This is a genomic window from Microbulbifer mixtoriginis (SeqCode) (assembly GCF_052467235.1).
In genome coordinates this window covers 49,422-70,378 of record NZ_CP174305.1, presented here as the reverse complement: position 1 = coordinate 70,378, position 20,957 = coordinate 49,422, and the positions used below count along the sequence as shown (strand labels likewise).

General features: G+C 45.9%; 11 protein-coding genes and 1 pseudogene. 7 read left to right on the top strand and 5 right to left on the bottom strand.

The window, feature by feature from the left end; genetic code table 11:
* Window positions 1-1,702: 1,702 nt before the first annotated feature.
* Window positions 1,703-2,032, bottom strand: a complete 330-nt coding sequence (locus tag ACJJIO_RS00250) for a hypothetical protein (RefSeq protein WP_444909759.1) — start codon at window positions 2,030-2,032, stop codon at window positions 1,703-1,705.
* A gap of 463 nt (window positions 2,033-2,495) precedes the next feature.
* Here ACJJIO_RS00250 and ACJJIO_RS00245 point away from each other — a divergent pair, with 463 nt between their 5' ends.
* Both ACJJIO_RS00245 and ACJJIO_RS00240 read left to right on the top strand, forming a co-directional pair.
* Window positions 2,496-9,653 (top strand): FG-GAP-like repeat-containing protein, encoded by a 7,158-nt coding sequence (locus tag ACJJIO_RS00245; RefSeq protein ID WP_444909758.1) that lies wholly within the window; start codon window positions 2,496-2,498, stop codon window positions 9,651-9,653.
* Complete coding sequence (locus tag ACJJIO_RS00240) at window positions 9,646-10,020, top strand: hypothetical protein (protein WP_444909757.1); 375 nt, start codon at window positions 9,646-9,648, stop codon at window positions 10,018-10,020. Before ACJJIO_RS00245 ends, ACJJIO_RS00240 begins: the two co-directional genes overlap by 8 nt.
* 1,131 nt (window positions 10,021-11,151) lie before the next feature.
* On the opposite strand, the gene ACJJIO_RS00235 is transcribed toward ACJJIO_RS00240, so the two are convergent.
* Window positions 11,152-12,159, bottom strand: coding sequence for an AraC family transcriptional regulator (locus tag ACJJIO_RS00235; protein ID WP_444909756.1), 1,008 nt, complete (start codon window positions 12,157-12,159; stop codon window positions 11,152-11,154).
* A gap of 117 nt (window positions 12,160-12,276) precedes the next feature.
* Between ACJJIO_RS00235 and ACJJIO_RS00230 the strand changes: the two genes are divergently transcribed.
* From ACJJIO_RS00230 to ACJJIO_RS00215, 4 genes are all read left to right on the top strand, one after another.
* The gene (locus ACJJIO_RS00230; protein ID WP_444909755.1) at window positions 12,277-13,620 is read left to right on the top strand and encodes a flavin-containing monooxygenase; all 1,344 of its coding nucleotides are present in this window, start codon (window positions 12,277-12,279) and stop codon (window positions 13,618-13,620) included.
* A 13-nt stretch (window positions 13,621-13,633) separates the two neighbouring features.
* Complete coding sequence (locus ACJJIO_RS00225) at window positions 13,634-14,602, top strand: SDR family oxidoreductase (protein ID WP_444909754.1); 969 nt, start codon at window positions 13,634-13,636, stop codon at window positions 14,600-14,602.
* A gap of 1 nt (window position 14,603) precedes the next feature.
* Entirely contained in the window at window positions 14,604-15,431 is an 828-nt protein-coding gene (locus tag ACJJIO_RS00220) for an SDR family NAD(P)-dependent oxidoreductase (RefSeq protein ID WP_444909753.1), read from the top strand.
* A 315-nt stretch (window positions 15,432-15,746) separates the two neighbouring features.
* Window positions 15,747-15,956 (top strand): cold-shock protein, encoded by a 210-nt coding sequence (locus tag ACJJIO_RS00215; protein WP_020412807.1) that lies wholly within the window; start codon window positions 15,747-15,749, stop codon window positions 15,954-15,956.
* 94 nt (window positions 15,957-16,050) lie between these two features.
* Here the strand turns inward: ACJJIO_RS00215 and ACJJIO_RS00210 are convergent, their stop codons facing one another.
* Window positions 16,051-16,926 carry a LysR family transcriptional regulator gene (locus tag ACJJIO_RS00210; protein WP_444909752.1) on the bottom strand — a complete coding sequence of 292 codons (876 nt, stop codon included), beginning with the start codon at window positions 16,924-16,926 and terminating at the stop codon, window positions 16,051-16,053.
* A 121-nt stretch (window positions 16,927-17,047) separates the two neighbouring features.
* Here ACJJIO_RS00210 and ACJJIO_RS00205 point away from each other — a divergent pair, with 121 nt between their 5' ends.
* On the top strand, window positions 17,048-17,821 hold the full coding sequence (locus ACJJIO_RS00205; RefSeq protein ID WP_444909751.1) for an FMN-dependent NADH-azoreductase: 774 nt from the start codon (window positions 17,048-17,050) through the stop codon (window positions 17,819-17,821).
* A gap of 141 nt (window positions 17,822-17,962) precedes the next feature.
* Here the strand turns inward: ACJJIO_RS00205 and ACJJIO_RS00200 are convergent, their stop codons facing one another.
* Both ACJJIO_RS00200 and ACJJIO_RS00195 read right to left on the bottom strand, forming a co-directional pair.
* Window positions 17,963-18,589, bottom strand: coding sequence for an anaerobic ribonucleoside-triphosphate reductase activating protein (locus ACJJIO_RS00200; RefSeq protein ID WP_444909750.1), 627 nt, complete (start codon window positions 18,587-18,589; stop codon window positions 17,963-17,965).
* A gap of 2 nt (window positions 18,590-18,591) precedes the next feature.
* A pseudogene (locus ACJJIO_RS00195) lies at window positions 18,592-20,832 on the bottom strand (ribonucleoside triphosphate reductase).
* Window positions 20,833-20,957: the final 125 nt, after the last annotated feature.

The following is a 20,957-nucleotide window of genomic DNA, read 5'->3' as shown; positions in this document are numbered from 1 at the left end:
TAATTTTTAGCAGTCAATTCTTTTTGGCTGCTGGGCTCTGAGTATTCCAATATTTTTTCGCCAGATTTGGTAGAAGTTTATCATTTTCTGGGGTATTGAAAATTCTTTATCATTTCTTTACGGTTAACTGAAAAGAGTTTATCTATGACCAAACCTACTTTCTAATTGGATGCCATCATCAAAGCTTTGGGTGAAGGCAAAGACCTCAATGGCAAAGATGGCATCTTGACCTCTCTGATCAAACAACTCCTTGAAGTTGTCATGAAAGTGGGGTTGGAGGAGTACCTTACCAATACGGAGCGGAGCTTTACAAAGGTACCTCTGAACTTCAAGTTTGGCGTGAGCGTGATCTGGAGGTGATCTAATTCATTTCCTAGTTTGATGCTATCCACGACATAATCAAGGAAAATAGTCGCTACCCCAACAAGCCCATTTACGTGAATCTTAGGCTCAATATCGAAGGATAGAAGGAGCTGCAGGGGCTCTACTCATCAGACCAAGAAGGCGCACATGACTGACTGACAGCTCTACCAACCCCTGCAATCGTGTAGTTAAAGATATCCTAATAGTTTATGTTGGTGGTCTGTAGGGTTTTCCAGAGGCCTAGTGGGGGGATCTTTATCTGATGGTGATTAGGTTCTAGTGCGGTAAATGGCCGACTCTCTCGGCTTACTTTAAGTATCCATAATACAGCCGCACACTGACCTAAACCACTAATGTGGAAGAGGTTGTCCATAGGGATTTCCACAAGTTGACTAATACCAAAGGCGGTTTCGCCAATGAGGGTAGCTGACTGAGGCTTCTCTACGCCGTTTTACTAAAAGCCACCGAATGCTGGGTACTCCCGATTCAATATTGGAGTTCGATTGCAGTAGTTGATGTTTCACTTCCCTGATTGTTTGGAGAAATGTATCAACCTGTAAGGCTATTATAATTACTGACAAAGAGTCCTGAGCGCTAGCAGTTATTATTTTCTGCTCTGTCTGGTGATTATTCTTCTATTGATTGCCTTGTTTAATTTTTATTGATTGTTTGGGTGATGTGAGTGTTTTAGATCACGATGGCAGGGTGGCTGAGCGCATTCCGACTTGCGGGAAGTGCCCCACCAATATCGCTTTTTGTGAAGATCAAAAGAGTGGGGCAGTGGTGACAGTTTTAGATGCTGGTTGCCTGGAGTGGTTCGGCCTGTCCTGTCGCGGCAGAGAGTTATTTCATCCAAAATTATATACGTAATAGATTTTTCGTTTAGATGTTACGGTGTGATAAAGGAAAGCGAGCATGCAAAATTTAATACTAAAGTTTGCTTGCCATGAATTATAAATTGTTGGCTTTACCAATCTGATCGAACTGAGCGAGTCTAATTGTGCTCATAGTGGGGGGTGCTTAACAAACCAGAGAGATGGTTAGTTTTATAATTCAACTGAAAGAAATATATATTTTACTCTAGTTTTATGGGGGGTAGTTGAAGAGTCCTGTTCTGTTGGTGAGTGTTGTAAGTAGGTAGTATCCGTTTTTAGTTGGTGTTGAAATTTTGTAAAGGGTTTGGTTTCACGTTTTAGTTGTATTGTAATAGAGGGCACAATTGGATTCTTTATGTTGTTTTTTGTTGTTATTCTTGAGTCGAAAAGAAAGCAGTTTGTTGTGTTTTCTCGGGGTGAGATAGTGCCCGTGAAGGATACCTCACCTAAGAGAATGGGTTTGATTATTTATATCCGTATTCAATGGCGTAGATGTGGCAATAAGCATTGCTTGACCCACTCCATAAAACATCAGTAAAACCACGAAGGTTAATCGAGTCGCCGCTATGATAAGCTGCCAAAAGCATGCTTATGCTTGAAGAATACCCGATATCATCAACTTTAAGCCAATAACCTCCACTACAAGAACTTCCGTTGTTCTCAAGTATAATGCTGACGTCACCATTATAATAGGACGTTATTCTCTGTATTTGGGAAGTTGGGGAACGTTCAATGCCGGCAAATGCTGAACTGGCATATAAAGTAATCAGAGTTAATAAGAGTGCTCTTTTCATGAAGGGTAAAGCTGTAGTTAGTTTAATGTGCGGCGTTTGCCAGTTGATGGCGCTGATTATATGGGTTTGTGTTTTCTGGGAGAAGGGGGTGTTAAAAATAATTTCATTGCGCTTGAACTTTCGCTTTTTTTTGAAAGTATTTTTAATGTTTTTTTGTTTCTTTTTTTGCTTTTAGTGAGCTTTTCCGTTTTTATTATTTTTATTTGTTGGGATATTTTTCTCTGCAGGTTTGACTTGTCAGTTTTTTAAGGGGGTGGTTATTTTTTTGGGTTTGTTGGGTTGGTTTTCAGTATGTATACTTCGCGCGCAATTTGGGGTGGCACGCTAGATGGGGGTGTTGCTCTCAAAGGTAGGTTTTTCTAGGTTTTTTATAAAAAGTTTTCCTATAAAAATGCATTTATAAAGTGCGGTTTCTAGCGTGCTTTATGTCTTCAATCCCCGGTGATGCCTTTTAGAGATGTTTATGCGCACTTCGTTTTATTTTTTATTGGTGCTCTTTGTCACTTTTTCTGCTCATGAAGCTGTCGCTTCGGGGATTATGAAGAATGGATATACGGTTTATCGTGGGGATGTTAATGATGACGGACGTGAAGACCTTTATTTTGAGTACAATAGACCAGTAATTCTTATACATGGAGATATTGCTTCTCCTCTGGTAATGCCCCAGCTGCCGAACTTTGTTCTGTACTTAAATCGAGGGAGCGAGAGCTATAAAGATCCGGTTGAAATAAGCCTGACAGAACAAGAAGTCGCAAATCTCGATCAGCTTGAGGATAGTCTTTCAGTATTTGGGGACTTCAACGGTGACGACGCAACAGACTTACTATTTATCGATACCATGCCACTGGTTATACATGCCCAAGGGAATGGGCTACCAGAGCTTGTTCAGACCCTGTCGGTTGAAAACCGGGATGATGAAATTTCTTATGCGGCGGCCATTCTCACCAGTGTAAACCCTGACTCTATTGTGGTGTTGGATGAAAATAATGATGGTAGGGCGGATATATCTGTAGGAGACTTTATGTTTCACGCAGATGAATCTGGGGTTTTTGGTAGCTATACCACTCCAACCACAATTCAAGCGCCCAATATGGCTGGAACCTCTGGAGGCCAATTCCGGGTTAGTGAATCCGGTGCGGCAACTTACTCTTTTCCAATAGCAACGGCTACTGGTACAGCTGGTGTTGTACCAGAAATCTCCCTGAACTATAGCAGTAGTGGTAGTAATGGTTTAGTCGGTAAAGGGTGGGCTATTGGAGGTCTTTCTGGAATTTCCCGCTGCCGTCAGACGCTGTCAATTGATGGAAATGTGGGGCCTATCAACTGGACAGACTCAGACAGGTTCTGCCTTGATGGTCAGCGCCTAATAACAGTAAATGACTCTCAATATGGCGCTGTTGGTGCCGTATATAAAACTGAAATGGATTCCTTTGTCAAGGTAACTTCACTTGGCGGCAGCCTTGGAAATCCGAACCACTTTATGGTAGAGCGCAAGGATGGATCAGTCAGTTATTACGGCGAGAGTGATGACTCTAAGCAGCTTGTAGGAGGCAATGTACTTACTTGGGCACAAAATAGATTTGAGGATAGTGTCGGTAACCACATTGAGTATCTGTATGATGGGGATTCAGAATCAGGGCACCGTGTCAGTTCAATTCGATACGCTTATGGTTCTGGCTTCTATGAGGCGGATGTAGAGTTTGTTTATGAAGATCGTCCTGAGCACCTTAGAGGCTATACCGCAGGTTATGCACTCAGTACTACTAAGCGCCTGGATAAGATTATCTCCAGTTCTAATGGTAGAGTGATACGCGAATATAAGTTGGGTTATAAGCCGGTTCTGCCATTTATTCCCGGTGAGAAATATAATGACAGAACCTCATTGCTAACTTCATTACAAGAGTGTGTAGATTCTAACTGTCTTCCTGCAATCAGTTTTGAATGGCTGCAAGCTCCATGGATGCAATACGGAACTCAGTCAGAAGCTATTGATTTTTCTCCTACCAATAACCGATTTTTGAGCGATTATAAGTACGCTGACTTCAATGGAGATGGCAAGCAGGATATCGTTTGGATTGAGGGGTACAATGACGATGGGAGTGATACTGACATTCGTGTTAAATACGCGATTTCTTATGGCTCGAAGTTCGTAAAACAAAATTTCACGGGTGGCTTGTTTTCTTCCGAGTATTTTACCAGTGCCAATGTTGGTGAGGGTTTTTCGATACGAGTGTTGGACTACAACGGCGATGGTCGGCATGATTTGGCGATCTACAATCCACGTACTACCAAGTATGGAATTCCAGGCAATTATTGGCATGTTTTTTTAAGCCGTTATGATACTGGAAGTAAGCGTTGGAAATTGGATTCCAGACCAATAAGTACGGGTAGATCAAATAAAGATGCGATCTTTGCTGATTTTAATGGTGATGGACTGGCTGATTATATTTCTGTCAGCTATAGCAGCAGTACGGGTGCAAGAGTACTCGTTAGGCTGATGGAGCCTTCAGGGGATGACGTTTCATCTTATAAGCATTATAAATTCAGTGATGAATACACCAGTTATCCCTTAAATATTTCTGGTGCTAACAGCATGAAGTCTAGCGGCCGAGTACCCGATACTTTAGGGGACTTTAATGGCGATGGAGCTATGGATATTCTGGTGGCAACTTCCGCTGGATTTGAAGCAGCAGTATTTGATCAGGAAGCGGGAGAGTTTCACTCAATTGGCCTTTTCTCTACAACAAATACTTCAAAAAGCCCGATAGCAGTAGATATTAATGGGGATGGCCTAACGGATGTTGCCTATCCAGGAAACTCTGGTGGCTTGTTTGGTCAACTAAGTACAGGAACTGGATTTGTTAGTTTGGGATACTTGGGGGGCAGTAAGGGAACTTTTGTTGATCTAAATAATGATGGTTACCAAGACTTTGTTTGGCCGGTTTCTTATAGTGATTTTATTTATGTACGTTTCTTTGATCAGAACACCGGTACTTTTGTTGACACTGATGACCGTAAGACTTTTGATGCTATTTTTCCTTGTACCTCGCAGGCAAAAGAACTCAATATCGCCTGTGGTGATCTGAAGGATAACGACTTTATTTGGTTTGCTGATACTAATGGGGATGGCGAGCCAGATTATCATCGCTATGAAAGTTCCAGTGGTAAAGTATATACCCGCCTGGATAACTCAAAAGATTCGCAATACAGCAATACTCCACGTAATGTAATTCATAAGATTGATAATGGGTTGGACAATATTACCCAGATCACTTATGAAAATATGGTAGATGGAGAAGTCTATTCTCGTTTGGATGTAGCTACATCAGGAAGTGTGACCGATTTCTACTCTGCATTAAATGGCGAATGGATACTGCCAAGCGGAAGCCAAACTTTAGGTAAAGACAAGCCTGTACTGGATATTTTAAGCCCAATGTATTTGGTGGCTAAGGTAGAAAGTTCTGCCCCTGCCGCCGCTGCAGCACCTGGTTCTGTCGACCAGTCCGCCCTCAGCTCGGTTTCTTACCACTACCATCAGATGAAACTCCAGGCTGCTGGAAGAGGGATGTTAGGCTTCCAAAAAGTTAGCACCACTGATAATCAAACTGGTGTAGTAACAGAAACCACCTATCGACAAGATTTTCCTTTTGTAGGTATGCCCCTACAAACAGAAGCTCGCTCAGCAGAAGGGCAACTGCTAAGCCGAGCGAGCAACAATTGGCGTCTACAGGGCTGGAATGGTAGCGGGAAACCTCTGCCGTCTTATCAGCCTTATATTTATCAAGCGGTGGAAGAAACTTATGACTTGAAGGGTGCCGGTAGTGCGCAGGGAGAATTGCTGCAAAGTGTTACCACAACAAACAGCTACGATACCTATGGCAATGCGCTCAGTATTGACGTTGTCACTAAAGACGGCATCTCTGGTGACCAGTTTGCTAAGAAAACGGAAAATACCTATGGCAGCAATGTTTGGGAAAAAGAAAAGGGCCGTCTAACTGCAACAAAGGTGACCAGTTCCCGCCCAGGTATGCCCAGCCATATCCGTGAGTCGGCCTTTAGCTATTATGCATCGGGCATACATAAAGGCCTTTTAAAAACCGAGGTTATTGAACCTAATAAACCAGAGTACAAGCAGATTACCGCTTATGAATATGACAATTTTGGCAACGTTAGTAAGAAGACGGTAACTGCCCCCGGCGAAGTCGCTCGCAGTGCAAGAACGCTGTATGACCTCTCGGGCCGCTATGTGTTTGAAAGCTACAATGCCCTCGATCACCTAACCGAAAGGGTAGTATCCCGCAACCACTTTGGCGCTCCGTTGGAAGTTAAAGGGATGAATGGGCTGGAAACCGTGTTCGCTTACGATGGGTTTGGTCGTGAAACCATTAGCCAGAGCAATACCGGCGCGGATAAGCTGACGGATTATGATCGTTGTGTTATCGCCTGTCCGGCCGGTGCACAATATATGGTGACCACTCATAGCAGTACCGGTAGCTGGAGTAGGGAATACTTCGACGCACTGGGGCGCTCTATACGGACTGAAACCAAGGGCTTCAACAGTAAAATCTATACCGATAAAGAATACGATAATCTAGGCCGCGTGAAGTTTGCCAGTGAGCCTTATTTCTCTGGTGATACCCGCCTATGGTCCAAAATGGAGTATGACCTGCTCGGCCGCCCAAGCCGTGTCACTGCGCCAGATGGCTCAGTGTCCAGCATCACCTACAGCGGCCTTGAGACCATCACCACGAATGATAAAGGCCAGCAAAAAACTGAGATCAAAAATGTTGCTGGGGAGCTGGTAGAAGTCATCGATGCGATTGATGGCCGCCTCACCTACGAATATGACAGCCAGGGTAACCTGTATAAAGCCAAATCCTGGGGTAAAACCAATGCTGCAGGTGCTCATATCGACGAGGGCGACGGTCTCAGTTATCCCATTGTGGTTACAATCGAATATGACGATCTGGGCCGAAAAACCCGTATGGACGATCCCGATAAGGGAGAGTGGCACTACGAATATACCGGCTTTGGTGAGCTGAAAAAACAAACCAATGCAAATGGACACACCGTAGAGTTAACCTACGACGAATTGGGCAGACAGTCCACGCGTATTGAAAAGTCTAAAGGCTCTTCCGCCCCCACTAGCGATGTCATCTGGTTGTATGACAGTGCAGCCAATGGTTTGGGCCTGGTGGAAATGGTTATGGACAGCGTCTCTGGATATCAGGCGGTGTATGAGTATGACCAAGTTGGCCGAAATCATATCCAGGCGGTGGACTTTGATGGGGCTGGTACACAACCCTCTTATGTCACCACCACGGTATTTGATGGTCATGGCCGTGTCGAATACAGCTACGATGCGCTCGATAGTATACTCGATGGTGGCAAATCAGGGACTCAGAATTTCTACAATACCTATGGATATCTCTACAAGGTAGTAGACTTGGCCACCGGGGACTTGATTCAAGAGGTGAAAGCCCAGACCGCTCGCGGCCAACTGAAAGAGCAGCTATTGGGTAACGGCGCAACGTCTAATTTTACTTTCGAAGCTGCCAGCGGCCGCCTAACAAAGCAGACCTCTACGGTATTGGGAGCCTTTGGTATCCAAGATATCAGCTACCAGTGGGATACCCTCGGCAATCTCACCAGCCGTCACAACCAGAGCGGAAGCAAGGATCTGCGTGAGAGCTTCTGCTATGACAAGCTCAACCGTTTGATAAAAACCCATATTGGTAACAGCAATGTCAACTGTAGTGGCCTAAGTACGTCCGAACAGGATATCCGCTACAACGCTATCGGCAATATCACCTTTAAAGCCGGCGTAGGGGATTATATCTATGGTGAAAATGGCGCTGGCCCCCATGCGGTGACAACCGCCGGAGGCGTTAGCTATAACTATGACCTCAATGGCAATATGACTTCGGATGGTTTTGATGGTGGCCGCACCATCAGCTACACCACCTTCGATAAAGCCTCCCTGATAAAAAAGGGAAATAACACCACAGAGTTCCTCTATGGCCCGAGCCACAGCCGCTATTACCGCAAGGATACCAATAGCAGTAATGGCGAGGTGACAGAGACCTGGTATATCGGCGGTATCGAGCGTATCCAGAAGTCCAGTAAGCCCAATGAGATCGAGTGGAAGCGTCACCTGGTGGGCACGGCGGTCTATACCGTAAAAACCGACAAGGAATTCAAGGTACTCTCGACTGATAAGCTGTTCCTCTACAAGGACCACCTGGGCTCCATGGATCTCATTACCGATAAGGCCGGTAAGGTAGTGCAGGAAATGTCCTTCGATGCCTGGGGGCAGCGCCGCAATAGCGCCAACTGGAATGCGTTATCCCTGACTGCGCTATCGAACTTCGATCACAGCCGCACCACCCGTGGTTACACCGGCCATGAAATGCTGGATGAGGTGGGGCTGATTCATATGAATGGCCGTATCTACGACCCGCGTCTGGGGCGCTTTATGCAGGCGGACCTTATTGTTGATGGTAAGTTTAATACTCAAGGCTACAACCGATACAGCTACGGGAAAAATAGCCCTCTGAGTGGCGTTGATCCAAGTGGCTATGGATTTTTCTCAGAGGTATTCGATGACATCTTGGGTATTACTGAGAGTTCAATTCTTAATGCGGTTGCTCAAGCTGCGGCTTGTTATTATGGAGGCCCAGCAGGTTGTGCTGCCTACGCAGCGGCATCTGCTAAAGGACATGGAGCATCTTGGGGGGACGCATTTAAAGCAGGAGCTATAGCTTATGTTTCGGCCTACGCGTTTGGAGAAATTGGTACTGGTTATGAAGCTGGTGCTATTTCCTTGGGTGAAGCAGCTCTCTATTCTGGCTTAGTGGGCGGCACAATGAGTGTTTTGCAAGGTGGAAAGTTTGGGCATGGTTTTGTTTCTGCTGGAGCAATGGCAGCTACGGGCCCACTAATAGGAAATATAGGCAACAGAGCTGCTCGCGTTACTGGCCGAGCTATATTGGGTGGTACAATTTCTAAGCTTACTGGTGGTAAGTTTGCAAATGGTGCAGCGACAGGAGCATTTCATGAGGCGGTTAGTTCAAGGGCATCTGATAAAAATATCTCTGATGATGATTTAGTGGGGAAAATGGTTCCTGAAGTCCAATGGAATCAACTTGATGATGCAGCTGCATATCAATATGCCGCAGAAGGGTTAGCGGCAATGGAGGGGGATTTGAATGTCGATCAGGGGGCCCTTCGAGTTGCCCAATATAGGTTGGGTGCCCATCGAGTTATATCAAGCTTGGCTGCATCTACACTAACTTCTAAAGAGGTTTCTTGGGGAGTGTTTAACCATAATTTTTATCGCGATCAAAAATATATTGCTATTGGTGGTGCTGGCGTTTTGTGTGGAGGTTTTTTCTCAGCCTGTACTAGTGGGTTAAGTTATTACGGTTATGGCCAATTAGGAAAATCCACTTATGATTTGGTTACTGACCCTTCTGCCGGTAATGGGTATCGTTTTGGTGTAAATGTTACTAGAGAAGTGTTTACAACAATGGCACATCAAGGGGCACCAGCACCAATCAAACCTATCATTTGGTTTAATGCAGCTGTTGGTGAGGCTGCGGGGAGGATTCCAGTTGAATAGCCATAGAAAAGTTCGGGAATTTATTTTAATCTTTAGTACTGCTTTAGCCTTAGTTCCTGTTTGGTTTGTAGGGATAGTCGAGGTCGAGATTTGGGTTTTGTTGCGAGTAATTTTGTTGTTTTGTGCATTGATGCTCGGCCTAAAAATTTATGATCTACTTGGTGTGTATGAACTAAAGGTAAGGCTCGTAAGGTATGGTTTTTTATCTTCTGCGCTTATCTCAGTAATTTCTTTTCAGTTTTTAAGGGGAGGGTTTGCTGGGGCTTCAGAAAGAGAGTGGTTTGTTGCGGTTTCTTTTTTGCCGTTAATCACTGTTGTGCTTTTGCAGAAAATAGTTTCTTTTAGGGGGTTGGGTAAGGATGAGTAAGGAATAACTGGGCTCAGAGTAAAATGTTGGTGTTATATGTCTCTTTGTGAGAACAATAGGGCTGGGAGTAAGTGGTCGGTGCTGATTTGACTTTCGAAAATGTCTTTTTATAGGGTATTTTGATGGCTAGGTCTTTAATAGTTTTAATAGTGCTTCTCTGCGGCTGTTCTCAGGCATATTCAGATTCTGAGAGTTCAGATTTGAATGGAAAGGTATCTGGTTTTATGGGAGGGGCAGGGTCAACTTTAATAAAATTGATTCCGGAGATGCGCAATTACTCGAATGGTGAGCCTGTCTATACTGATAAGTTTTTGTGTTCTATAGATCCTGATACAAATGAGAGGGGAAAGTATTTATTTATAAAAAATTCTTTGCTCTTGATAATAGGAGAGGAGTTTCCTTGTGAGCGAGGTATAGATGCTTATAGGCGATACTTTACATTAGAAGATGACGCTCTTTACTGGGTGTCCTTGGCGTCAGGAAATGAAATGTTTCTCAATTATTTTGAGAGGTTAAACGGTGTTTGTAAATTACGTGATCGGTATCCTGAGTCTATACGTTTTTTGAAGCATCGCACTCATACTAGTATCGCGAAAAGGCTTCTACTTCAGTGGAAAGAATGCGATAGGTAATGGATAAGGCTGGGAGAATGAATGCTTTAAGTGGTCTTAAGTGCTGGCATTGTATGGTTATTCAGGAGGATTATATAGTTGGGAGTAAGTCGTGAATGCTGACTTGGCTTTCGAGAATCAATTTTTGATTAAGATTGGTTTGAATATGGGGTAGGATATTGTATTGGTTAATGGTTTTTAGACCTTGCTTTAAAAAATAACCTTTTTGTTCTTTTCAATTCCTTCGGTTAAGTCTTCAGTCACTTATGATATTGGTCCTTTGGGTAGGGCCTGTCCTGATGGTGCATCTATTAAATTATGATTCTTAAGTGGCTCCTGTAAAGAGTATTATGAGTGAATATTAAGAATTAAAAATTAATAAAGGTGATTTTTACGTGGTATGGGAGTGTTTTAAAGGTTTAAATCATCAATTAAGATTTTCAAAAAATGTTGGTGTGAATGGTTTCGAGCTTATTGTATATCATGTATAGAAAATAGAGTTCTTCATGATTTTGGATGGCTAACTCTTATTTATAGGGATTATAAGCTCTCTAAACGAGCTAGGAGATGTTCCCTCCCAACGCTTAAAAGCTTTACCAAACGCACTCTCATCCGCGTACCCAAGTGCTACGGCAATTTCTAGGTTGGTTTTTTCGCCCTCTCTTAACCACTGCTTCGCATAATAGCTGCGTACCTCATCCTGTAGTACACGGAAGTTAAGTTGTTCTTCTTGTAATTTTCGCGCTAGGTGCCTTGGGCTAAGGCAAAGGCGCTGTGCGACTTGCTCACGTGTTAAGTTTGGAGCTTGCTGCAGCAATAGGGTTACTTTCCGGTGCAGGGATTTCTTTGTAAGCGCCTGTAGGAGGGCTTCTGCCTTTGGCTTTAAGCAGGCCTCCACTTCTTTATCTGCGGCGATTAATGGCAGCGACAGATCTTTAGTGGGAAATTGGATTGCCGAAATCCCTGCATTGAACTCAACGGGTATTTGTAACAGTGCCTGATAGCGTTGCTGCAGGGCAAGGCTAGGCGCAGGGTAGGCGAGCAGTAGTTTGAGGGGCTGAAACCTCTCACCGGTTAACATTCGGGTTTGCGCAATACAAGCAGCGAGCACCGTTTCTACCCGGATTTGCGCAAAATTCAGGAAGTTGGGGTGATAGCAGAGGTTTACCGAGAATGCATCGCGTCGCAGTTCAAAGTGCCCACCTTCGCCCAGCAGTGGGTGGTAACTAATCAATTGCTCTATCGCCTCTCCCAAATCTTTTTGCGTCATCAGCAGGTAACCAACTAGGCCGATTTGGTTGGCCTGCATGGCAAGCCCGAGCTTAATACCCAGTAGAGTGTCGGGGTAGCTATTGATTACCGACTCCCACAGCCGCTCCTGCAGATGAATAGAGATGCGTTCCTTCTGGTGTATTTGGGACAGGATTTTATTGGTTTCCCCCGGTATAGGGAGATCCATGCTGGCTAAAGCCTCTAGTAAAGCTTTGGTATAGCTCAGATTAACGCTTCTGGTGTCGGTCAAATCCATTATGAATGTCCCAAAATAACCAGTACCTGCCCGATAATGACGATCCTTAGTGTGTTTGTCACGATATATTCCTTCTGGCTCGGCTCTTAAACAAGTCAACAGGGAGGGGCAACTACCGTGAAACCTTACGCCGTAATTGGTGCCGGTCCTATGGGGCTTTGCACCGTTCGAAATTTACTCAAATGCGGTATTCCCTGTATTGGCTTTGAGTCGCACAGTGATGTGGGTGGCTTATGGGATATTGATAACCCCACTAGTACTATGTATGAGTCGGCCCACCTTATTTCCTCCAAGAAAATGACTGAATTCGCTGAGTTTCCGATGGGGGAGAGTGTTGCTGACTACCCAAGTCATCGGGAGATGCGGGATTACTTCTGCTCCTATGCGAGAGAATTTGGCCTTTACGGCCATTACGAGTTCGACACCGAAGTTTTGAGATGTGAGCGCAGTGGAGAAAACTGGCTGATTACCACTCGTAGAAAGTGGCAGGAAAGAACTCGGGAGTTTAGCGGATTACTCATTGCCAGCGGCACTTTGCACCACCCCAATCAGCCTGCACTTCCAGGCCAATTTAGCGGGGAGTTGTTACATTCTGCACAATACCAGTCCTCTGAAATCTTTGCTGGAAAAAGAGTCCTGTTGATTGGTTGTGGCAACAGTGGAGCGGATATTGCTGTAGACGCAGTCCATAAAGCGAAAAGCGTTGATATCAGCCTGCGCCGAGGCTATTACTTTCTGCCGAAGTACATAGCCGGTAAGCCTATCGATCAGCTGGGCGGCAAGTTTCGGTTACCTCTCTTTGTTAAGCGGCGCCTTACAAAAGCGCTGGTCAAATTCTCTTTAGGCAGCCCATCTCAATATGGTTTGCCAGAGCCCAATTACCGACTCTTTGAATCCCACCCGGTAGTCAACTCCTTACTGCTGCATCATATTGGCCATGGCGATATCAACCCCAGGTCTGATATCAAATCGGTGCATGGGAATAAGGTGAAGTTCTCAGAGGGTGGATGTGGAGAATATGACCTGATCGTACAGGCCACCGGTTACAAGTTGCACTATCCGTTTATCGATAGCAGTGAACTGAACTGGAGTGGTTATGCACCGAGCCTGTATCTGAATGTATTTCATCCTGAATCCGATAACCTATTTATGATGGGTATGGTGGAAGCGGCTGGATTGGGGTGGGAAGGGCGTAACAAGCAAGCAGAGCTTGTTGCCCTTTATATTCGCCAGTTAATTTCTGGTGCACCGTCTGCTAGTAGATTTAGGAAAATCATCCAGCAGAGATCGGCAAATCGTGTAAACGGCGGTATGCGTTATCTGGATCTTGAGCGCATGGCGTATTACGTACATAAAGAGGCCTATTTAAAGGCACTCAGAACGCATAAGGCAGATTTACAAAAAGACCTGCTACCGCGAGAGGAGGTTTTTCATACAAATGGATCAGAAGCGACTTCCTGATAGGAGCCTCAGAATGAACAAGCGGGTTTTAATTACCGGGGCGGCGGGATATATCGGTCATCAGCTTGGGGAGCAATTGAGGAAGACTTTCCCTGTGATCGGGATGGATATTCGAACTAGAGCCGCGAGTTTTCCCATTCTGGCGTGGGATATTTGTGATAAAGACCTTGGTCAGTTTATTCAGGCGGAATCTATAACCCATGTGATTCATCTAGCGTCGGTAATGGCTGCGTGTCGTGATCATGCCGCTGAATACCGTATAGATGTGGAAGGCACAAGGAATGTATTAGAGGCCTGTCTCTACGCTGGGGTTGAACATATCACTGTGACAAGTAGCGGCGCCGCCTATGGTTATTATCCGGATAATCCACCCAGGCTCGAAGAGCATCATCCCTTGAGGGGGAACCCTGAATTTGGCTACTCCAATAACAAGCGTAAAGTAGAGGAGTTGCTGGCTGAATACCGTGAGCGGTATCCGTATCTCAAGCAACTGGTATTTCGCGTGTCTTCCGTTTTAGGTGCCAACACCAATAATAAGATCAGCGCACTCTTTAGCCGAAAAGTACTTCTGGACCCCGGTGGGCATAATTCCCCCTTTGTCTTTATCTGGGATCAGGATGTGATCCGCGCACTCACGCTTGGTGTGAGTGCTGGGAACAGTGGCATATTCAATCTAACCGGTGATGGCAGTCTCAGCCCCAAGGAAATAGGTCAAATTCTGTCCAAACCACTGATGAGACCACCAGTATGGCTGATAAAAGCGGTTCTCTGGCTGGGTTACAGCCTCCACCTAACGGATACCCACCCAGACCACGTGGCCTTTTTGCAATACAGGCCGGTACTGGATAATCGCCGTTTAAAAGAAGAGTTGGGGTTTATTCCGGAGAAGACTTCAAAAGAGGTTTTTCACCTGTTTGCAGAAAGGGCACTCGGCATAGTAGCACTCTCCAGTAAAACTCCCTTGTCTGTGGAGGAGAGTTGAGATGGACACAAATCAGTCGGAAAATTTACAGAAGACTTTTGTGATTACAGGGGCTGCCGAAGGCTTGGGTTGGGCGATTACCCTGTGCCTTGCAAAAAAATATAGAGCTGAATTTGTTCTGGTTGATATTTCCACTGAAAAACTTCGCCAAAGAGAGGCCCAACTCAGGGCTATCGGTGTTCGAGTCAGGATATATACCGTTGATCTATCAAATTATTTGGCCGTAGAGGAGCTGGTTGAATCCTTACGGAATGAGTGCTCGAGAGTTGACCTGTTGGTAAACAATGCCGGCATTACACACCGAAGCCTCTCTACACAAACGTCCAGCGCGGTTATTCGCAAGGTGATGGTGGTGAATTACCATGCACCGGTAGAGCTTACTCAAGGCTTGTTTGCGGGGCTAAAAGCGGCCTCTGGCTGTGTGGTAAATATCAGTTCAATGGCTGGATGGATGCCGGTATTGGGGCGCGCGGGCTATTGTGCAGCCAAGAGTGCATTGCACCAGTATTTCGAGGTATTCCGTGAGGAAGTGCGCAACGATGGAGTTAGTGTATTAATGGTTTACCCAAGTTTCCTGGCTACAACGATTGAGCAAAACGCTTTAGCTGGAGATGGTGGGCAGGCCAAGCACCAAAGGAGCACGGTGGGAGCGGTGCGTAGCCCTGAGTGGATGGCCAATCAGATTATGACGGCATTAGAAAAGGGCAGGGAGCGTTGGTTTCCGAAAGATATAAGCCTGATTGGAGCCTACTTGTACAGGCTGGCCCCGATGACCTTTCTCAAACAGTTAAGAAGGCGCTTTCGTATGGAGCTAGGTACCACTCCCTAAGGTACAACTCCCTAGTGGGAGCACTCTAGGACGCTGAGTGAACTATAGCTTAGGAGGAAAATCTTTAAAGTAGGCCATTTATAATACAGCTATTGAGTTATCTGCTTCATTCCTTCCCTTAATTTCTATTTTTATAGACAAGAGTTAGCTTTAGGTGCTACTATCCTGATAGCTGGTATAAACGCCCAGTTTTTATTTTAGTTCAACTCGTAGTTTTAGTCATAATCCTTCGTTCTGTCTCTTTTAAATTCTCAGTTTTTGCCCGCTCGACCAACAGGTCAACTATGATCAATTTATTTTCTCAGGATATTTATTATGTCTAACACAACGACTGGTACTGTTAAGTGGTTCGATGAAGCCAAAGGTTTTGGTTTCATCGCACAAAAATCCGGCCCCGATGTTTTTGCGCACTTCAGCAATATTGCCAGCAGTGGCTTTAAAACATTGCAGGAAGGGCAAGCTGTAGAGTTTACAGTGACCCAGGGTGCCAAGGGCCCTCAGGCAGAAAATATTATTTGCCTCTAAATTTTTAAGTCTTATTGCTTTTTAGTAATGGCTTGTTTGTCGCCCTTTCGAGCTTTGCTCGTAAGGGCGATATCGTCTAAATTGTATATATAGTTTATTCTATTTCTTCAAGTAGCCAATCAAGAAACACACTAACCTGCTTGTTATTTATATTGCGGCCTGGGATTACTGCGTAGTATGAAAGCCCTTCAGCCTTTTGCTTTATAGCTGCGCTTTTATACGGCACCAACCATTCGTTCTGTAAGGCATTCTGAATCAGCAGGGAACTGACTAAAGCAATCCCCTGGCTAGCCAGTGCGGCTTGTATAACGTGATGCTCCTGATCATATTGACGAATGGTAAGGTTTTTTTTGAAGTTGCCAAGTAAGGATTTCCAACTGAATGGGGTTAAAGATTGGTTGATCCATTTGGTTTCTAATAGCTGCGCCTGCTCGAGGTCGGTTATGTTTGATAAGTAGTTCCGCGTAGCATACATACCCACTGATTCAGTAATAAGCTTTGTGGTATTTTTGGCTTTTGGATCAAATTTACCGTAGCGAATAGCTATATCAATGTGTCGGTCGCGCTCAATATCATCTATCTGTTCACCGGTCGAAATGGATATCTCGATACCAGGATGCTTCTGATAAAAGCGTTCCAGGTGGGGAACCAGCCACAGTGCAGCAAAAGATGAAGTTGTACTGACAGCAATCACACGATTTGAATTGGCTATTTCACCTATGGTTTCGACAAGTTGCTGAAAAACTCGTGAAGTTGTTTCTGCGAGTAGCCTTCCTTCTTCTGTTAATTGTATTGCGCGGGTTTTACGCTCAAACAGCTGGCTGCCTAGCGTTTCTTCCAGGCTTTTTATCTGATGGGATACTGCTGTAGGGGTAATAAAGAGTCCCTCCGCAGCTTTCTTAAAGCTACCGAGCCTCGCAGCTGCATCAAAAACCTTTAAGGAATTGAGGGAGGGTAGGTTTGGATACATGGACTACTCTTCCTTATAAATGAAATTAATTCATCTATAAGGAGAAATATCTCATTTGTCAAGAATGCTTATAGACTGCACTATCGCTGGACCAAATGATGAATTTTTCGAGGTCTAATAGATGAAAACTCTTCTTCATATTGAAGCCAGCGCTCAGATTTTTGGGACTATTCAGGTACCGGAGGAGTATAGGGACATACCAAAACACTCCTCTATCTCCAAGGCCGTTGCCGCAAGTTTTGTGAAGCGTTGGCTTGGGCTAAGACCAAAAGATAAACTCATCTATAGGGATGTTGGCCAGACCCCGCCAGGATTCATTACCCAGGATTGGATTGCCTCTGTATTCACTCCAGAAGATCAGCGCAGTGAAGAGCAAAAATCGTTGGTTACATTATCGGATACTTTGATCAATGAACTCGACCAGGCGGATGTCATAGTAATGTCCTCCCCAATGTATAACTACGGTATGCCGGCGGCTTTAAAAGCCTGGTTCGACCAGGTGATACGTATTAATAAGACCTTCACCTTTGACTTGGCCCGTGGAGACTATCCGCTTGAGCCCATTATGTCGGGAAAGATGCTGGTGCTAATTACTTCTGCTGGAGAATTTGGCTTTGCAGAGGGGGGAGTGCGCGAGAACATGAATCACTTGGGGCCTCATATCAGGACATTGAGCCATTACCTGGGGGTCGATCAAGTATATGAAATCAATGCGGAATTCCAGGAATTTACGGATGAACGGCATCGAAATTCGGTAAACCAGGCCTTGTTGCAAAGTCAGTCATTGGCCGAAGAGCTTGCGACTAAACTCAAAAGTCAACTTACTCACTCTCATTCAACGCAGCCCAAAGCGCTCGCCCTAAGAAAGCAAAGTATTGCTCAAATACAAGATTGAACTGCTGGCGCTGGTGTCCTATCGGGAAGAGGCCAAGCTAGGCCTCTTTACTGGCCTTTGAGCCCGCCATCAGAAGAGTCATAAAAAGAAGATGTCCTTGGCCGACCATCGATTCTATTTCGTCCCCCAAATTTTTTAGCCCTATGAAATAAACTTCAGGGTTTGGTCAAGCGCTTGCTCAGTATTACAGCGTTGCACCTCTAAATGATGAACGCCACTGTTGTGAAGCTTCTCCTGAATTTGAGCTAGCTCCTCATCACTGGTGAGGTGAGGATGTCTGGTAAGGCGTACTTGCATTGCTGTTCCCGCCTCGACGAGTAGCTCTACACATTGCCAGGGTGCTGTACCGCTACCATCTACCCCGGTAATGGCAGGGTAATTTTCCGGCAACGCTTTTATATCCAGCCCAACCCAGTCCAAGCTGGGGATCAAGCGACTCAGTTTCCGAGGGTAGATCCCGGCAGTATGTAAACCTATCTTAAACCCCAGGCTTCGGGCTTGGGCAATGGCGGCTTCCAGTGCCCCCTGGGCAGTTGGCTCTCCGCCAGAAAATACCACCGCATCCAGCAGTCCTTGCCGGCTGGCGAGGAACCCCAATATCTGGTCCCAGTCGTAGGCACTGGGCGCGCGGGCCGGCAACAGATCACCATTATGGCAGTAGCGGCAACGCCAGGGGCACCCCTGGCAAAAGACCACCGCGGCCAATTCACCAGGGAAGTCGATAGCGGTAAATGGTGTAAAACCGCCAATGCGCAGCTTTTCAGCCATAGCTATTTGCCATTACCTGCAACAAAAAAGCGGCGCTCCCTGTGTTCCGATTGTTTGCCTGGATTCCAGAAGGAGACCGGGCGGTGATAGCCCATCACCCGGCTCCAGACTTCACAGCGGGTGCGCTCTTCATTTTTGAGTGGTGAGGTTGGTTTATTCATGATGTCTCTCCTTGGTGGTTGGTTTTAATCTCTGCAGCAAGATTGCTCACGAGCGAGCAGAGCCTCATCGCAGCGGGGACAGAATTCGTGTTCGCCGCTCAGGTAGCCGTGTACTGGGCATATAGAAAAGCTGGGAGTTACTGTGATATAGGGCAGCCGATAATTTTTCAGGGCGCGCTGTAATAAGCGGCGGCAGCTATCGGCATCTGGCAGTTGTTCACCCAGGTATAGGTGCAGCACAGTGCCGCCCGTATAACGGGATTGTAAGGATTCCTGCCGGGCCAACGCTTCGAAAGGGTCATCGGTAAAGCCGACTGGTAGCTGGGATGAGTTGGTATAGTAAGGTGCTTCCGTGCTGCCAGCCTGAATAATATCTTCATAGCGCTTTTGGTCTTCGCGGGCAAAACGGTAAGTAGTTCCCTCAGCCGGTGTGGCTTCGAGATTATACAGGTGGCCAGTTTGTTCCTGGAACTCTGTCATTCGCAAACGAATATGGTCGAGCAACTGCTCGGCAAGTTTTTTACCGGTATCTGTGACGATACTTTCACGGTCTTCACTAAAGTTTCGCAGCATTTCATTAATGCCGTTAACGCCAATGGTAGAGAAGTGGTTACGCAGAGTGCCAAGATATCGACGCGTGTAGGGAAACAGGCCGGCGTCCATATGCCGCTGAATCACTTTGCGTTTCACTTCCAGGGAATCCCGTGCAAGTAGCAGTAGTTTATCTAACTGGGCGAGCAGGAGGTCCCAGTCCCCCTTATACAAATAGCCCAGACGTGCACAGTTGATCGTTACTACACCGAGAGAGCCGGTCTGTTCCGCGGAGCCAAATAATCCATTGCCACGTTTAAGCAGCTCTCGAAGGTCCAGTTGTAGGCGGCAGCACATGGAGCGCACCATGTTTGGACTGAGGTCTGAGTTAATAAAGTTTTGGAAGTAGGGCAGTCCATAGCGGGCAGTCATAGTAAATAGCCGCTCCGCATTCTCGCTCTCCCAGGGAAAGTCCTCACTGATATTGTAAGTTGGAATTGGGAAAGTGAAGACCCTGCCGCGCGCGTCCCCTTTACTCATCACCTCAATATAGGCGCGGTTAATCAGGTCCATTTCCACCTGCAAGTCACCATAAGTGAATGGCATTTCTTTGCCGGCAATCACCGGCAGCTGGTCTTGCAGGTCTTGAGGGCAAACCCAATCGAAAGTGAGGTTGGTAAAGGGAGTCTGGGTGCCCCAGCGGGATGGCACATTCAGGTTAAAAATCAGCTCCTGCATGCACTGGCGTACGCTGGCGTAATCCAGCTGATCCTTGCGTACAAAGGGTGCGAGATAAGTATCGAAGGAGCTAAATGCCTGGGCTCCAGCCCATTCGTTTTGCAATGTGCCAAGAAAGTTAACGATCTGCCCAACTGCACTGGTCAAGTGGGCGGGCGGTGCCGACTCCACTTTGCCGGGAACTCCATTCAGCCCTTCGTGCAGTAAGGTACGCAGTGACCAACCGGCGCAATAGCCGGCCAACATATCCAAGTCATGGATGTGTAAATCACCATCCCGGTGGGCTGCACCAATCTCCGGGGAATAGACATGATTTAGCCAGTAATTGGCAATCATTTTACCGGCACTATTTAAAATCAGGCCGCCGAGAGAGTAGCCCTGGTTGGCATTAGCAGCGACACGCCAGTCCGCCTGCTCCAGATATTCTTCAATGGAAGCCCCAACATCTACCAGAGTTTGTCGATCATTGCGTATGCGCGCATGTCGCTCCCGATAGGCGATGTAGGCCCGAGCAGTATCTATATAATCGCAATTGATTAATATTTGCTCGGCAATATTTTGGATTTCCTCAATATCGACTGGTGTCACAGCATTAAAGCGATGATTAATCACCTTCAAGATGCCCTGGGTTAGCCAATCAACTTCATCTTCACCAAATTCACCAGTAGCCTGCCCGGCCCGCACAAGTGCCGAAGTAATACGTTGAGGATCAAAAGCCACAGCGCGACCATCTCGCTTTCGCACCAGAAAACTGCTTAGGTTTTGAGTGGGAGATGCGTCACTTTCAATTTCTGGGGTAGAGGTACTGGTCATGGGCCTTCCTTCACAGATTGTGCGGGAAGGTTATAGAAGTGCAAGAGAGGAGCGCTTGATCTGGATCACTATATATGGTGTCTACTGATAGCTTTTAGCACATTATATTGTATCCATTGGCTGGG

Coding starts and splice junctions, on each gene's coding strand:
- ACJJIO_RS00205 (WP_444909751.1), top strand. CDS start 17,048: ATGAAAACTCTTCTTCATATTGAAGCCAGCGCTCAGATTTTTGGGACT.
- ACJJIO_RS00220 (WP_444909753.1), top strand. CDS start 14,604: ATGGACACAAATCAGTCGGAAAATTTACAGAAGACTTTTGTGATTACA.
- ACJJIO_RS00200 (WP_444909750.1), bottom strand. CDS start 18,589: ATGGCTGAAAAGCTGCGCATTGGCGGTTTTACACCATTTACCGCTATC.
- ACJJIO_RS00210 (WP_444909752.1), bottom strand. CDS start 16,926: ATGTATCCAAACCTACCCTCCCTCAATTCCTTAAAGGTTTTTGATGCA.
- ACJJIO_RS00245 (WP_444909758.1), top strand. CDS start 2,496: ATGCGCACTTCGTTTTATTTTTTATTGGTGCTCTTTGTCACTTTTTCT.
- ACJJIO_RS00215 (WP_020412807.1), top strand. CDS start 15,747: ATGTCTAACACAACGACTGGTACTGTTAAGTGGTTCGATGAAGCCAAA.
- ACJJIO_RS00225 (WP_444909754.1), top strand. CDS start 13,634: ATGAACAAGCGGGTTTTAATTACCGGGGCGGCGGGATATATCGGTCAT.
- ACJJIO_RS00235 (WP_444909756.1), bottom strand. CDS start 12,159: ATGGATTTGACCGACACCAGAAGCGTTAATCTGAGCTATACCAAAGCT.
- ACJJIO_RS00250 (WP_444909759.1), bottom strand. CDS start 2,032: ATGAAAAGAGCACTCTTATTAACTCTGATTACTTTATATGCCAGTTCA.